We start from the raw sequence: 14878 nt of genomic DNA, 5'->3' as shown, positions 1-14878 counted from the left end.
AGCAGTCGCGCGAAGCGGCGCTAGTTCAGCTTCGACTTCACGTCGCCGATCGACCGCGCGATCAGCGAGTCGCCAGCACTGCCGCGGACGCGGGCGGCAAGGATCTTTTCGGCGGCGGCCACCGCGACCTCGGCGGAGAGGGCGCGGACTTCCTGCACCGCCTGCGCCTCGGCCTGGGCGATCTTCTGTTCGGCCAGCTTGGTGCGGCTGGCGACGTATTCCTCGGTGCGCTTGCGGGCTTCCGAGGACAGCGCGGCGGCCTCGCGCTTCGCCTGCTCGATGATCTCGCCGGCTTCGGCTTCCGCGGCCTTGGCCTTGCGCTGGTATTCGACCAGCAGCGCCTCTGCCTCGGTGCGCAGCTTCTTCGCCTGCTCGAGCTCGTTGCTGATCGCGTCGGCGCGCTTGTCGAGGCTGCCGGCGATGGTGCGCGGCACCTTCATGTAGATGACGACGGCGAAAAACAGGACCAGCGAGACGAGGGCCCAGAACGGGGCGTCGAATTCCATCTCAGGCTCCTGCCTTCATGGCATCGGCGACCGCGGCGTCGACGTCGGCCTTGGGGGCGTCGGCGTCGATCAGCGCCTTGACGATCGCGGTCGTCGCTTCGCCGGCGATGGCGCCGACTTCCGACAGCGCGCGCTGCTTGATGCCGGCGATGTTGGCCTCGGCGGCCGCGAGCTTCTTGGCGAGGTCGGCCTCGATGACGGCGCGCTCGGCGTTGGCGGCCGTCTTGGACTCGTTGCGGGCGCCTTCGGCGATCGTGTTGGCGTTGGCGCGGGCGGCGGCCAGCGCCTTCTCGTAGGCGGCGACGGCGGCTTCCGACGTTGCCTTCGCCTGCTGCGCCTTCTCGATGTCGCCGGCGATACGCCTGGCGCGATCGGTCAGGATGCCGCCGATCTGCGGGATGGCGACGCGGGCGAGCAGGAAGTAGAGGGCGACGAAGGTGATCGCCAGCCACAGAAGCTGCGAGGCGAACGTCGAGGAATCGAACGGCGGGAACACCTCGTGCTCCGCCGCCGGATGCTCGACGGCCGTGCCGGTCGCGGTATCGGCCGGAGCCGGCACCGCCTCGGTTGCCTGTGCGATCAGGTACTCAGCAGCCATCTGCTACTTCCCATCCGTCCCGTTCCAAGTCCGGCTCAGGTGAAGAGCAGGATGAGCGCGACGAGCAGCGAGAAGATGCCCAGAGCTTCGGTAACGGCGAAGCCGAAGATCAGGCGGCCGAACTGGCCGTCGGCGGCGGCCGGATTGCGGATCGCGCCGGCAAGGTAGTTGCCGAAGATGTGGCCGAGGCCGATGCCGGCCGTGCCCATGCCGATGCAGGCGATGCCGGCGCCGAGGAACTTTGCTGCTTCCGCTTCCATGATCGTAGTGCTCCGGTTTGAAAAGAAACTAGTGGCCCGGGTGGAGGGCGTCGTTGAGATAAAGGCTGGTCAGGATGGCGAACACATAAGCCTGCAGCGCCGCGACCAGGAACTCCAGCGCGGTGAGCGCGATGGTGCCGAGCAGCGGCAGGATCGCAAGCGGCGCGAGGAAGCCGGCAGTGCCCAGCAGCGTCACGAAGCCGGCGAAGACCTTCAGCGTGATGTGGCCGGCGAGCATGTTGGCGAAGAGGCGGATCGACAGGCTGATCGGCCGCGAGATGAACGACAGCACCTCGATCACCACGATGAACGGCAGGATGACCTTGGGCACGCCGCTTGGCACGAACAGCTTGAAGAAGCGCAGGCCGTTCTTGGCGAAGCCGTAGACGATGACCGTCAGGATGACGGCGATGGCGAGCGCGGCGGTGACGATGATGTGCGAGGTGACGGTGAAGAAGTAGGGGAACATGCCCCACAGGTTCGCCACCAGGATGAACATGAACAGCGTGAAGACGAACGGGAAGAATTTCATGCCGCCGGAGCCGGCGGAATCCCGCAGCGTTTTTTCCACGAACTCGTAGGTGAGCTCGGCGGCGGACTGCCAGCGGCCGGGGACGACCTTGCGCGGGCTGGTCGGGATCAGCAGGAAGGCGGCGGCGCCGAGCACCGTCAGCACCATGAACAGCGAGGAATTGGTGAAGGAGAAATCGTAGCCGCCGATGTGAATCGGGACGATCGGCTCGATGACGAACTGATGGATCGGGTTATAGGCCAATGCTCGTCCCGCTACCTTTTTGTGCCGGGGATGTCGTCAGCGCCCGAAGGACCCTGTTTGACCAACCCCGCCGACCGCAACACGCTCAGGATTCCGGCGACGAAACCCAGAAGCAGAAAAACAATCAGACCCCAGGGCGACGTGCCGAACAGCCGGTCGATGCCCCACCCGATCGCGGCGCCGACGACGATGCCGGCAACGAAATCGGCCCCGAGCCGCATCGCCAGGCCATAACCCTGACGCGGCGGCTCCAGCGGCGAGCGCTCATTCGCCGCGCGCGCCGCATGACTTTCGTCAAGCCGCCGTTCGAGATCACGCATCCTGTCGGAAAGCGCACGCTCTTCGGCAGATTGACCCGCGGGACGGTCGTCCGGCTTGCCGTCGCGACCAATCATCCCACGCTCCGCTTGAAGAGAGGAAACCCCAGAGAATCCGCCCGTCCCAACCAAAGCGCGGCGCACATTAGTTGTGGGTTCCGGGAGTGTCAAGGAAGGGACAATAAGGCTTACCTTGTTGATCTTGCTTGTATTTCGGCCTGCCTTCCCGCCCCGCTAGTGGCGCTTTCCCCGCCTCATGCTGCCGTGCGAGAAGAAGGCATGGCCGAATCCCAGCAACCCAACCGCCGTCGCGGCGCGATCTCGATCGCCGAGCTGGTCGGCAAGGTCATCGACCCGGTGACCAAGCGGCGCGGGTTCGCGACCACCGACCTGATCGCGGCGTGGCCGCAGATCGTCGGCCCGCGCTATGCCGACTGCTCGCGGCCGGAGAAGATCCTGTGGCCGAAGGGCGAGGACATGGAGGGCGCCCCTGCCCTGCTGGTGCTGCGCGTCGACGGGCCGCGGGCCATCTTCGTCCAGCACGAGGCCGGGCAGATCATCGAGCGCGTCAATGCTTTTCTGGGGTACGGGGCGATCGGGCATCTCAGGATCATCCAGGCGCCGGTGAGCAGCGGTGTGCCGCCCGCGGCGGTAGTGCCGAAGGCGGTCGATCCGGCGGAGGCGGCGCGGGTCGAGGCTGCGGTTTCCGGCGTCGGCAGCGACCGGCTGCGCGAGGCGCTCGGGCGGCTGGGGCGCGGAGTTTTGCGCGACAAAGCGCGGTAGGAGTTTGTGGAGACGAGCCCCACCCACCATGCTTCGCATGGTCCCCCCTCCCCGGAAACGGGGAGGGATGGAGTATGCCGCCTGGACGGAGCTCCGCTTATCCCTCCCCATTTCGGGGAGGGGGCCGCGCGTAAGCGCGGTGGGTGGGGTTCCGGCGTTCATTGCAGGAGCGCGGCCCCTCCGCAAAACCGCTTCGCGGTTTTGACCCTCCCGCAAGGGGAGGGTTGGTCTCACTGGCGCAGTAACGCCACATTGACTGTGCACGGCACGGGACTTACGGCAGAATCCCTTGTATTCGTGGCGGCTCCGATCCTTTGAGGAAACATCCGTGAAGTTCAATTCTCGCGCACTGCTCGGCATCGTCGCCGTTGTCGTGGTCATCGCCGCTGCGGCGATCTGGTATTTCGCCGGCCGCCAGAACACGGTCGCGCTCGATGCGACGGCGGCCGACGCTGCGCCCACGGTTGCCGGCGGCGCGCTGATGCAGCCCGGGCCGCTCGGCGACATGACGCTCGGCGATCCGAAGGCGCCGAACGTCGTCATCGAATATGCCTCGATGACGTGCTCGCACTGCCAGCGCTTCCACGCCGAGGTCTATCGTCCGTTCAAGGCGAAATACATCGACACCGGCAAGGTCTATTTCATCTTCCGCGACTTCCCGCTCGATCCGCTCGCCAAGGCGGCCATCGTGATCGCGCATTGCGCGCCGAAGGAGCGCTTCTTCCCGCTCGTCGACCTGATGTTCGACCACCAGGACGAATGGGCCTTCGTCAACGACCCGGCGAACGCGCTGCTCAATCTCGTCAAGCAGGCGGGTTTCACCCAGGAGTCGTTCAACGCGTGCTTGACGAATCAGCAGCTTGCCGACGGAGTGCAGGCGGTGCACGACCGCGCGGAAAACGAATTCGGCGTCGGCTCGACACCGACCTTTTTCGTCAACGGCAAGAAGCTGACCGGTGAACAGACGCTCGCAGATCTCGACACCGCGCTCGGCGGCTGACCATCGCAACGCGGCAGCCGCTGACTTTATGACAGGGGCTGCCGCTTGAAATTCACGCGTCTACGCGTCCTCGGCTTCAAGTCGTTCGTCGAGCCGACCGAATTCGTCATCGAACCGGGCCTGACCGGCGTCGTTGGGCCGAACGGCTGCGGCAAGTCGAATCTCGTCGAGGCGCTGCGCTGGGTGATGGGCGAAAGCTCATACAAGGCCATGCGCGCCTCCGGCATGGACGACGTCATTTTCCAGGGCAGCCTCAACCGCCCTGCCCGCAATACGGCCGAGGTATCGTTGGCGGTCGACAATTCCGACCGCACGGCGCCGGTCGCCTTCAACGATTCCGAGCAGATCGAGATCACACGGCGGATCGAGCGCGAGGCGGGCTCTGTCTATCGTATCAACGGACGCGATGTGCGGGCGCGCGACGTGCAGTTGCTGTTCGCCGATGCTTCGACCGGCGCGCATTCGCCGGCGATCGTCGGGCAAGGCAAGATCGGCGAGCTGATCGCGGCGAAGCCGGTCGACCGGCGCGCGCTGCTGGAAGAAGCCGCCGGCATCTCGGGTTTGCATAACCGCCGGCACGAGGCGGAACTACGCCTGCGCGCGGCCGAGCAGAACCTGGCGCGCGTCGACGACGTCATCGCCGAGATCGAGCAGCAGGTCGACACGCTGAAGCGGCAGGCGCGCCAGGCGACGCGCTACCGCAACCTCACCACGGAAATCCGGAGGGCCGAGGCGACGGTGCTGCACTTGCGCTGGCAGGGCGCGACGGCCGCCGTCGGCGATGCGGAGACGCAGCTCGGCGAGGCGGTGACGGCAGCGACGATGCGCGGCGAGGAGCAGGCGGTGACGGCGCGCGTGCAGGCGGAAGCCGCGGCGGCTCTGCCAGAGCTACGCGATGCGGCGGCGCGGGCGGGCGCGGCGCTGCAGCGACTGAAGCTTGCCGGCGAGACGCTCGATCAGGAGGAGCAACGCATCACGGCGCGGCTCGATGAACTCGACCGGCGCCTCAAGCAGCTCGGCGACGACATAGAGCGCGAGGAGCGCATGGTCGCGGACAACACCGCGATCCTGGCGCGGCTCGACGAAGAGGAACACGGACTGACGGCGCTCGACGCTGCCTCGGCCTCGCGGCAGGCGGAAGCGGCCGCGCGGCGGCAGGCGGCGGAAGTTGGACTCGCCGAAAGCGAGGCGGTGCTGGCGGATCTGACGCAGCAGCACGCGATGGTGACCGCAAACCGCAGCCAGCACGAGAAGACGATCGCCGATGCGGAAGCGCGCGGCGCGCGTCTGGCGGCGGAGCTGGCCTCGGTCACGGCGGAACTCGCCACGCTGGCGAAGCTTGGCGATGTCGCCGCGGTGACGGCGGCGGCGCGGGCGGCGGTGGCCGAGGCGAACGCCGAACGCGACCGGCGCGACGCGGCAACTGCGGCGGCGGACCAGAAGCTGGTAGCGGCACGCGACGCGGCGACCGGCGCGCGAGCGGCGCTGACCGAGGCCGAGCGCGCGCTGGAGCGCATCGAGACCGAGGCGGCGACGCTCGCCGCAGTGCTCGCCTCCGACGGCGACGGCAAGGCGCCGGTGGTCGATGCGATCAGCGTCGATCAGGGCTACGAGGCGGCGCTCGCCGCTGCGTTCGGCGACGATCTTTCGGCTCCCGCCGACGACGCGGCCGCGGCGCATTGGCGCGAAGTATCGTACGGGAACGACGACGCGACGCTGCCCAACGGCGCGGTGCCGCTGGCGCGGCATGTGCGGACACCGGACGTATTGCACCGGCGCCTGGCGCAGACGGGAATCGTGGCGCGGGCGGACGGGGTGGCGAAGCAATCGCAGTTGCGGCCGGGGCAGCGGCTGGTCAGCGTCGAGGGCGACCTGTGGCGCTGGGACGGCTACGTCTCCACGGCCGACGCGCCGCGTTCGGCGGCGCAGCGGCTGGCGCGGCGCAACCGGCTGGCGACGCTCGATGCGTCTCTCGCACCGGAGCGGGAGAAGGCCGCCGGGCTGCGCGGCGAATTGGCGGCGGCGGACGCGGCGGTGACCGCGGCGACGGACGCCGACCGCGCGGCACGCGAGACGCTGCGGCTGGCGCGAAAGGCGCTCGACGAGGCGCAGACGGCGCTGGTCGCGGCCGAGCGCGAGGAGAACCGGACGGCGGCGCGGCGCACCGCACTCGATGCTGCCGCGGCGCGCATCAATGCCGACGTCGGCGAGACGGACGCCGCGGCGAATGCAGCGCGGACGGCACTCGCGGCGATGAGTGGCATCGAGATTCTGGCAAACGAGATGGCGGCGCAGCGGACGCGCGTCGAAGGCGACCGCGGCGGCGCGGCGGAAGCGCGGGCGGCGCACGAGGGCATGGCGCGCGAAGCCGCACTCCGGGCCAAGCGGCTGGGCGCGATCGCGGCGGAGCGGCAGGATTGGCGGCAGCGGGTCGCCAACGCCCAAACGCACATCGCGACGCTATCGACGCGGCGCGATGAATCGGCGGCCGAACGCGAGAAGCTCGCCGGCGAGCCGGAGAAGATCGCCGCCAAACGGTCGGCGCTGCTGTCGGAGATCGTGATCGCCGATGCCAAGCGTGCCGATGCGGCGGACAAGCTCGCAGTCGGCGACAAGGCGCTCGCCGATGCCGACAAGGCGGCGCGGCTGGCGCTTGACCGACATGCCGAGGCGCGGGAACTCCGCGGCCGTTCCGAGGAGCGCGTCGTGGCGGCGCGGCAGCGGCTGAGCGAAGCCGAGGAACGCATCCGCGAGGCGCTCGACTGCGCGCCGGAAGAAGCGGCGGCGGTGGCGGAGCTGGATGCCAATGCGCCGCACCCCGACCTCGCCGAGATCGAGGCGCGGCTGGAGCGGCACAAGCAGGAGCGCGAGCGGCTCGGCGCAGTCAATCTTCGTGCCGACGAGGAAGCGCGCGAGATCGCGGCACGGCGCGATGCGCTGGTCGGCGAGCGCAACGATCTGGTCGAGGCGATCGCGCGGCTCAGGCAGGGCATCGGCTCGCTCAACCGCGAGGGCCGCGAGCGGCTGATCGCGGCGTTCGAGACGGTGAACGCGCACTTCAAGCGGCTGTTCACGCATCTCTTCGGCGGCGGGCAGGCGGAGCTGCAGCTCACCGACAGCGACGATCCGCTCGAGGCCGGGCTGGAGATCGTGGCGCGACCGCCGGGCAAGAAGCCGCAGATCATGACGCTGCTTTCGGGCGGCGAGCAGGCGCTGACGGCGCTGTCGCTGATCTTCGCGGTGTTCCTTACCAACCCGGCGCCGATCTGCGTGCTCGACGAAGTCGACGCGCCGCTCGACGACGCCAACGTCGTGCGCTTCTGCAACCTGCTCGAGGAGATGGCGCGCACGACCGACACGCGCTTCATCACGATCACGCACAACCCGATCACCATGGCGCGGATGAACCGCCTGTTCGGCGTGACGATGGCGGAGCGCGGGGTGTCGCAGTTGGTCTCGGTGGACCTTGAAACGGCCGAGCGCTTCCGCGAAGCGGGATAGGGTGGCGCGCGGTGATCCGGCGGCCTCGCCCCTCCCTCGCCGTCATTCCCGCGCAGGCGGGAATCCAGTAACTACCGACGGCGCAGCATTGAACTCTCCGCGTGTACTGGGTCCCCGCCTTCGCGAGGACGACAGCGGTGTGGCTGGGCGACTCCTCGCTTGGTACGACCGGCACGCGCGCACGTTGCCGTGGCGCATCTCACCGAAGGCGCGGGCGCGCGGGATCAAGCCCGATCCGTATCGCGTGTGGCTGTCCGAAGTGATGCTGCAGCAGACCGGCGTCACGACGGTGAAGCCGTATTTCGACGATTTCGTTTCGCGCTGGCCGACGGTTGGCAACCTTGCCGCGGCCTCGCGCGACGATGTGCTGAAGGCGTGGGCGGGGCTTGGGTACTACGCGCGGGCGCGGAACCTCAAGGCGTGCGCCGAGGTCGTGGCGCGGGAGCACGGCGGCGTCTTCCCGGACACCATCGAGGGACTGCGCGCGCTCCCGGGGATTGGCGAGTACACGGCCGCGGCGATCGGCGCGATCGCGTTCGACATTCCGGCGGCCGTTGTTGACGCTAATGTCGAACGGGTGGTGGCGCGGCTCTATGCGATACGCGAGCCGCTACCGGCGGCGAAGAAGACGATCCGGGCGCGGCAGGCGGAACTGACGCCCAAGGTGCGGGCCGGCGACTATGCGCAGGCGATGATGGATCTCGGCTCCGCGATCTGCACGCCGAAGAAGCCGGCGTGCGTGCTCTGCCCGATCAACGCAGATTGCGCGGCATTCGCGGAGGGGCGGCAGGAAGACTATCCGGTGCGCGGCGAGAAGGCGGAGCGCCCCCTCCGGCGCGGGGCGGCGTTTGTCGCGGTGCGCGAGGATGGCGCGGTGTTGCTGAGGACACGCGCCGACGCCGGATTGCTCGGCGGGATGACCGAGGTGCCCGGATCGGCGTGGGGCGAGGAGGCAGGGTCGGTGGCGGACGCGCCCTTCCCTGCCGACTGGCGGACGGCAGGCCCGGTCGTGCACGTCTTCACGCATTTCCGGCTGGAATTATCCGTGTATTGCGCGCGTCATGTCGGCGTGGCGAAAGTGCCCCCAGGCTTCTGGTGGTCGGCGCCCGCCTCGCTTCCCGGCGAGGCGCTGCCGAGCGTCATGAAGAAGGCGATCGAGGCGGCGCTTCCCGGCGCCACGAAGAAGGCAAAGCGGGCGGCGTGAGTGAGCGACATCAAGCATATCGTTTTCGATCTTGGGCAGGTGCTGATCGCCTACGACATGGAGGCGCCGTACCGGCGGCTGGTGCCCGACGAGGAATCGCGGCGGAAATTTTTCGCCGACACCGCCATCCACAACTGGAACCTCGAGCAGGACCGCGGCCGCACGTGGGGCGATGCGGAGGCGGCGCTGATCGCGAAACATCCGCACCACGCCGATCTCATCCGAGCCTTCCGCGCCAACTGGTGGGAGATGATCCCCGGGCCGCTCGACGCCAATATCGCGATCGTCGAGGACCTGATCGAGCGCGGGCTCGACGTCACGGCGCTGACCAACTGGGCGCCGGACACGTTCGCCGAGGCCGAGGCGAAGTTTCCCATCCTGCAGCGGTTTCGCGGCATCACGGTCTCGGGGCGCGTCGGGCTGATCAAGCCGGATGCGGAGATCTACGACCTGCATGCGCGCACCTTCGGGCTGACGCCGGGCGCGACGCTGTTCTTCGACGACAATCCGCTGAACGTCGATGGCGCGCGGGCGCGCGGCTGGCAGGCGGAGGTTTATGTTTCGACCGATACGCTGATGTCGGACCTGCGCCGGTACGGGGTGGCGCCGTAGCCTCGGCTACTCCTCCGGCTCGGTCGTGAACATGAGCGGGAAGCCGGCTTCCTTGGCGAGGTCGATCGCCTCCGTTGCCTTGGTCTCGGCGACATCCTTGGTAAAGACGGCGACGACGCAAGCGCCCTTTTGGTGGGCGGTGATCATGATGCGGTGGGCCTGGTCCTCGCTTGTGCGGAACACTGCCTTCAGCACGACGACCACGAACTCGCGCGGCGTGTAGTCGTCGTTGATCAGGATGACCTTGTGGAGCTTCGGGCGCTCCACCTTGATCTCGACCTTGGTGCGGAGCTTGGTGTCGATCTCGGGCATGGCGGCAGAAATAGCGCTCCCGCATGGCGGCGCAAGGCGATTTTCCGGCTTCTCTATTTCCGTCATGGCCGGCTTGTCCCGGCCATCCACGTCTACCGTCGCGTCAAGATAGGTCGTGGATGCCCGGGACACGCCCGGGCATGACGGAGTTTGGTCGCCAGTCCCGACGCAAACCTACAGCCACACCGGATTCGACCACGCCGATTTGCCGGCGGCGTCGGTGACCACCAGGCGGAACCAGTCGCCGGCGAATTTTTCGATCGGCAAGACCGCGCCGGTCTGCTGGCGGCCGATCTTGTGGGCGACGCGCGTGCCGCGGCCGACCAGCGCGACGTTGGCGGCGGGCGAGCAGGCGATGTGCGCCTCGCCGCCCTCGATGGCGAAGTCGCGGATCTCGGGGCCCTGGCTCGAATAGAACAGGCCGGCCTTCATCGCGTCGAGCAGGGCCTCGGGCTCGTTCGCCTCGGCCTTGACCATCATCCAGCCGCCGAAGCCGTCGTCGTATTTGAAATGCGCGTCGTCGGCGGCATAGGCGGTCAGGCGGCGGCCCTCGTCGAGCAACTGGTCGAGCAGATAGGCGCCGTCACCGCGGCCAGATTCGAGCAGGCAGGTGTTGTTGAAAATTTCCACCGCATGCGCGGCTCCGGCCATGGCGCGGCCGTCCTCGATGGTGAGGCCGGACCACGCCGGATGCGCGATGCCGACGAAGGCGCCGGCGGCACGGGCGCGCGCGGCGAGCGCCACGCCGGATTCGTCCGCCGCGGTGTGCCCGAAATCGGCCGGCAGGCCGGCGGCGAGGATGTGCCAGACCTCGCCGTGGCTGTTCGCCGGCGCATGGATCTCGGCGCCAAGGATCGTCGTGAAGCTGTTGGTGCGGAAGGGCATCGTATCGACGATCGGGAAGCCGTACTTGGGCACGAAGTGATCCGACAGGCAGAGAAAATCGTAGCCGGAGTCGCGATAGAGGCGGCAGACTTCCTCCGGCTCGAACGCACCGTCGGAGCGGGTGGAGTGGGTGTGGATGTTGCCGCGGTAGAAGCGGCCGGGGGATGCGAATGCGGCTGTGCCCATGCGCGCGGTCTTAACGCGATTCCTGTGGCGGAGCGATGACGGAAAGCCCGTGAACTTACGGTTCGGCCTCTGCCGGGAGACACCCCTCCCCCAAAACCGCGATGCGGTTTTGGCCCTCCCACAAGGGGAGGGCTCAAGCGGAGTTCCGTCAGGCGCCCGCCGCCGCCATGTCGCGTCTCGCGATCGTGCGCAACGCGTCGATCGGGGCGTTGGCGTAGTGCCAGTAGGTCCAGCCGTTGCAGGCTTCCAGCCCCTGGACCAGCGCACCGACGCGGTGGATGGAGCCGACGTGATCGCCGGCGCGGAGAGTCCCGTCGGCGCGGACTTCGGCGCGGTGGCTGGCGCTGGAGTCGGTGAGGATCGCGCCCGGGGCGATGAGGCCGGTCTCGACCAGCGTGCCGAAGGCGACACGGGGCTCGCCGCGTTTGCCGGCCGAGATTTCGATGGCCGCGTCGGAGCTCGGCGTGACGGCAGCGATGCGGCGCGTCGCAGCTTCGATGTAGACGTCCTCGCGCTCGATGCCGATGAAGTGGCGGCCGAGGCGCTTCGCCACCGCGCCGGTGGTGCCGGTGCCGAAGAACGGATCGAGGATGACGTCGCCGGGCTTCGACGAGGCGAGCAGGATGCGGTGGAGCAGTGCCTCCGGCTTCTGTGTCGGATGGACCTTGCGCCCCTCCCCGCCCTTCAGCCGCTCGTTGCCGGTGCAGATCGGGAACAGCCAGTCGGAGCGCATCTGCAGCTCGTCGTTGGCGGCCTTCAGCGCATCGTAGTTGAAGGTGTAGCCCTTGCCCTCGGGATCGCGACTCGCCCAGATCATCGTCTCGTGGGCGTTGGTGAATCTGCGGCCGCGGAAATTTGGCATCGGGTTGGTCTTGCGCCAGACGATGTCGTTGAGGATCCAGAAGCCGAGATCCTGCAGCGCAGTGCCGACGCGGAAGATGTTGTGATACGAGCCGATGACCCAGAGGGTGCCGTTCGGCTTCAGCACGCGGCGGGCGGCGAGCAGCCAGGCGCGGGTGAAGTCATCGTAGGCGGAGAAGGACGCGAACTTGTCCCAGTCGTCGGTGACCGCATCGACCTCGGACTGGTCCGGGCGGTTCAGCTTGCCTTCGAGCTGAAGATTGTAGGGCGGATCGGCAAAGACGAGATCGACGCTTGCCGCCGGCAGCTTCGCCATCTCGGCGATGCAGTCGCCCTTGAGGATGGTGTCGAGATGGGCCGCACTGCCCGCCTCTTTCCGCGCCAACCGACCCATGGATACGCCCCGCAAACGCAACCCGAACGAAGCGCGGAGCCTGACGGAACAAGGTGAATCCGGGGTTAGGAGGCATGGTTAAGCGGCGGTGAACGGGCGCCCTTCCCGTCGGCGCCCGGCGCGTCTACATAGACGCCGCCGGCCTCCCCCGGCGCCAGCCAGGAACTTTCCGCCAATGCTCTATGCGTTCGACTGCGACGGCGTGCTCGTCGATTCAGAAGTGATCGCCTCGCAGGTCGATGCCGAGATGCTGACCTCGGTCGGCTTCAAGATCGCGCCCGAGGAAGTGACGGTGCGCTTCGCCGGGCTGACCAGCGTCGCCATCCACGACATCGTCGAAAAGGAGATCGGCCGGAAGCTGCCGGGCGATTTCCTGCCGAAGCAGAAGGAGGCGCTCGACCGGCGGCTGGCGCGCGACCTGAAGATTGTCGAGGGCGCGAAGGAGATGCTCTACCGGCTCGAGGGGCCGCGCTGCATCTGCTCCAATTCGACGACCGAGCGGCTGACGATCGAGCTCAACAAGGTCGGGCTCGCGGATCGCTTCACGCACGTGTTCTCGGCGGTGGAGGTCGGCGACCTGCAGCCGAAGCCGTCGCCCAACGTCTACGCGTTCGCGGCGAAGTCGTTCGGCGTGAACCCGCGCGAGATGATCGTGCTGGAGGATTCGGTGTTCGGCGTGACGGCGGCGAAGGCGGCAGGCGCGCGCGTCATCGGCTTCACCGGCGGGGCGCATACCTGGCTCGGCCACGCCGACCTGCTGGTCGAGGCCGGAGCGGAGACGGTGATCCACCGGTTTTCGGAGTTTGCGAAGGTGGCCGAGGCGGTGATGAGCTGGGAAGGGATGGAGTAGGCGCCCCGCTCCTCCTCTCTGTCGTTCCCGCGAAGGCGGGAACCCAGTACACGCGGTCGGCGCGTGCGAGCAATCAACGTCAACGTTTACTGGGTCCCCGCCTTCGCGGGACGACAGTTGTGTTTATTCCGCAGCCTCGGAATACGGCTGCGGCCTTTCCCATTTCAGCTTCGGCGACCTTGCCGCCCGCGTCTCATCCAGCCGGCGGCGCGGGGCGAACTGCGGCGCCTGGTGGAAGGCTTCCGCCTCGCCATTCTTCGCCCGCATCACCAGATCGCGCAGCGTGGCGACGAACAGATCGAGCGACGCTTTCGATTCCGATTCGGTCGGCTCGATGAGCAGCGCGCCGTGGACGACCAGCGGGAAATACATCGTCATCGGGTGGAAGCCTTCGTCGATCATCGCCTTGGCGAAGTCGAGCGTGGTGACGCCGGTGCCGTCGAGGAAATGATCGTCGAACAGCGCCTCGTGCATGCAGGCGCGGTTACCGAAGGGCTGGCTCATCACGTCGGCGAGGCCGGCGCGGATGTAGTTGGCGTTGAGCACGGCATCCTCCGACGCCTGCTTCATGCCGTCGGCGCCGTGGGCGAGCATGTAGGAGAGCGCGCGGACGAACATGCCCATCTGGCCGTGGAAGGCGGTCATGCGGCCGAAGGATTTTTCCGCGCCTTCCTCGCGACGGGTCTCGATGAACGTCGCCTTGCCGGCGGCAACGTGGACGTAAGGCACCGGCGCGTAAGGCGCGAGCGCCGCGGAGAAGACGACAGGGCCGGCGCCCGGGCCACCGCCGCCGTGCGGCGTCGAGAAGGTCTTGTGCAGGTTGATGTGCATCGCATCGACGCCGAGGTCGCCCGGCTTCACCTTGCCGACGATGGCGTTGAAGTTAGCGCCGTCGGCGTAGAAGAACGCGCCGGCGGCGTGAACGGCATCGGCGATGGCCGCGACGTCGCGCTCGAACAGGCCGCAGGTATTGGGATTGGTCAGCATGATCGCCGCGACCTCGGGCGACAAGCGCTTCTTCACCTCCTCGGGATCGACGGTGCCGTCCTCGCGGGCCGGCACATCGACGACCTTGTAGCCGAGCAGCGCGGCGGTCGCCGGGTTGGTGCCGTGAGCGGACTCCGGCACCAGCACGATGCTGCGCCGATCGCCGCGCGCCTCCAGCGCCGCCTTTATCGCCATCATGCCGCAAAGCTCGCCGTGCGCGCCGGCCTTGGGACTGACGGCGACCGTGTGCAGGCCGGTGAGCTCGAGCAGCCAGCGGCCCATCTCGGCAATCAGCTCGACGGCGCCGGGGACGGTCGAGATCGGCTGCAGCGGGTGGATGTCGGCGAAACCGGGAAGCCGCGCCATCTTCTCGTTGAGGCGCGGGTTGTGCTTCATCGTGCAGGAACCCAGCGGATAGATGCCGGCGTCGATGGCGTAGTTCTTCTGGCTGAGGCGGACGTAGTGGCGCATCGTTTCCGGCTCGGACAGTGCCGGAAGGTCAATGGCGGTTTTGCGGGCGAAGGCTCCCAGCTTTGATCCAGTTTTGGGAGACTCGGGCAGATCGACGCCCGTGACGTCGCGGCGGCCGATTTCGAACAGCAGCGGCTCTTCGATCTGGAGGGCGCGGTTCGAGGTGAAGGTTTTGGCGGGCGCGGCGTTCGGCGCGGTGGGCTGGGTCGGGCGGCCTTCGGTCAGCATTGGCTCGTGTCCTGTTTACGCAAGGCGAGGTGCGCGCCCTCCACCGTGCTTCGCACGGTCCCCCTCCCGCGCTTCGCGAGGGAGGACCCGCGCGGTTGTGGTGCTCCCCCGTTTACGGGGGAGCTGTCGGCGAAGCCGACTGAGGGGG

The 14878-nt window shown here is 68.0% G+C and carries 15 protein-coding genes; 6 read left to right on the top strand and 9 right to left on the bottom strand.

The genetic code is table 11. The features are described 5' to 3' along the window. Nucleotides 1-20: 20 nt before the first annotated feature. From WDM94_06340 to WDM94_06320, 5 genes are read right to left on the bottom strand one after another with little or no spacing between them, the layout of a single operon-like run. Complete coding sequence (locus WDM94_06340) at nucleotides 21-506, bottom strand: F0F1 ATP synthase subunit B (protein ID MEJ0012243.1); 486 nt, start codon at nucleotides 504-506, stop codon at nucleotides 21-23. A 1-nt stretch (nucleotide 507) separates the two neighbouring features. Next, nucleotides 508-1104 (bottom strand): F0F1 ATP synthase subunit B, encoded by a 597-nt coding sequence (locus WDM94_06335; protein ID MEJ0012242.1) that lies wholly within the window; start codon nucleotides 1102-1104, stop codon nucleotides 508-510. Between the two features lie 35 nt (nucleotides 1105-1139). After that, the gene (locus WDM94_06330; GenBank protein ID MEJ0012241.1) at nucleotides 1140-1364 is read right to left on the bottom strand and encodes a F0F1 ATP synthase subunit C; all 225 of its coding nucleotides are present in this window, start codon (nucleotides 1362-1364) and stop codon (nucleotides 1140-1142) included. Nucleotides 1365-1392: 28 nt separating this feature from the next. After that, nucleotides 1393-2139 (bottom strand): F0F1 ATP synthase subunit A, encoded by a 747-nt coding sequence (locus WDM94_06325; GenBank protein ID MEJ0012240.1) that lies wholly within the window; start codon nucleotides 2137-2139, stop codon nucleotides 1393-1395. Between the two features lie 11 nt (nucleotides 2140-2150). Beyond that, nucleotides 2151-2534, bottom strand: coding sequence for an AtpZ/AtpI family protein (locus WDM94_06320; GenBank protein ID MEJ0012239.1), 384 nt, complete (start codon nucleotides 2532-2534; stop codon nucleotides 2151-2153). A 201-nt stretch (nucleotides 2535-2735) separates the two neighbouring features. Here WDM94_06320 and WDM94_06315 point away from each other — a divergent pair, with 201 nt between their 5' ends. From WDM94_06315 to WDM94_06295, 5 genes are all read left to right on the top strand, one after another. Continuing rightward, a complete protein-coding gene (locus WDM94_06315; GenBank protein MEJ0012238.1) occupies nucleotides 2736-3239 on the top strand; it encodes a DciA family protein in 504 nt (167 codons plus the stop codon). Between the two features lie 328 nt (nucleotides 3240-3567). Then, the gene (locus WDM94_06310; protein MEJ0012237.1) at nucleotides 3568-4239 is read left to right on the top strand and encodes a DsbA family protein; all 672 of its coding nucleotides are present in this window, start codon (nucleotides 3568-3570) and stop codon (nucleotides 4237-4239) included. A gap of 45 nt (nucleotides 4240-4284) precedes the next feature. Then, nucleotides 4285-7740, top strand: coding sequence for a chromosome segregation protein SMC (gene smc / locus WDM94_06305; GenBank protein MEJ0012236.1), 3456 nt, complete (start codon nucleotides 4285-4287; stop codon nucleotides 7738-7740). 106 nt (nucleotides 7741-7846) lie between these two features. Next, nucleotides 7847-8944, top strand: a complete 1098-nt coding sequence (gene mutY / locus WDM94_06300) for an A/G-specific adenine glycosylase (GenBank protein ID MEJ0012235.1) — start codon at nucleotides 7847-7849, stop codon at nucleotides 8942-8944. Then, complete coding sequence (locus WDM94_06295) at nucleotides 8945-9556, top strand: HAD family phosphatase (protein ID MEJ0012234.1); 612 nt, start codon at nucleotides 8945-8947, stop codon at nucleotides 9554-9556. Nucleotides 9557-9562: 6 nt separating this feature from the next. Here the strand turns inward: WDM94_06295 and clpS are convergent, their stop codons facing one another. From clpS to WDM94_06280, 3 genes are all read right to left on the bottom strand, one after another. Beyond that, nucleotides 9563-9868: an ATP-dependent Clp protease adapter ClpS gene (gene clpS, locus WDM94_06290; protein MEJ0012233.1), complete on the bottom strand. Its 306-nt coding sequence runs from the start codon at nucleotides 9866-9868 to the stop codon at nucleotides 9563-9565. 174 nt (nucleotides 9869-10042) lie between these two features. Beyond that, nucleotides 10043-10939, bottom strand: coding sequence for a CehA/McbA family metallohydrolase (locus WDM94_06285; GenBank protein MEJ0012232.1), 897 nt, complete (start codon nucleotides 10937-10939; stop codon nucleotides 10043-10045). Between the two features lie 148 nt (nucleotides 10940-11087). Beyond that, the gene (locus WDM94_06280; protein MEJ0012231.1) at nucleotides 11088-12194 is read right to left on the bottom strand and encodes a site-specific DNA-methyltransferase; all 1107 of its coding nucleotides are present in this window, start codon (nucleotides 12192-12194) and stop codon (nucleotides 11088-11090) included. Nucleotides 12195-12369: 175 nt separating this feature from the next. On the opposite strand from WDM94_06280, the gene WDM94_06275 reads away from it, so the two are divergent. After that, nucleotides 12370-13044 carry an HAD-IA family hydrolase gene (locus tag WDM94_06275; protein MEJ0012230.1) on the top strand — a complete coding sequence of 225 codons (675 nt, stop codon included), beginning with the start codon at nucleotides 12370-12372 and terminating at the stop codon, nucleotides 13042-13044. 123 nt (nucleotides 13045-13167) lie between these two features. Here the strand turns inward: WDM94_06275 and gcvPB are convergent, their stop codons facing one another. Beyond that, complete coding sequence (gcvPB, locus tag WDM94_06270; GenBank protein ID MEJ0012229.1) at nucleotides 13168-14730, bottom strand: aminomethyl-transferring glycine dehydrogenase subunit GcvPB; 1563 nt, start codon at nucleotides 14728-14730, stop codon at nucleotides 13168-13170. Between the last annotated feature and the right edge of the window lie 148 nt (nucleotides 14731-14878).

Source organism: Bauldia sp., from assembly GCA_037200845.1.
Lineage (GTDB): Bacteria > Pseudomonadota > Alphaproteobacteria > Rhizobiales > Kaistiaceae > DASZQY01.
This window is presented reverse-complemented; position numbering and strand designations above follow the sequence as displayed.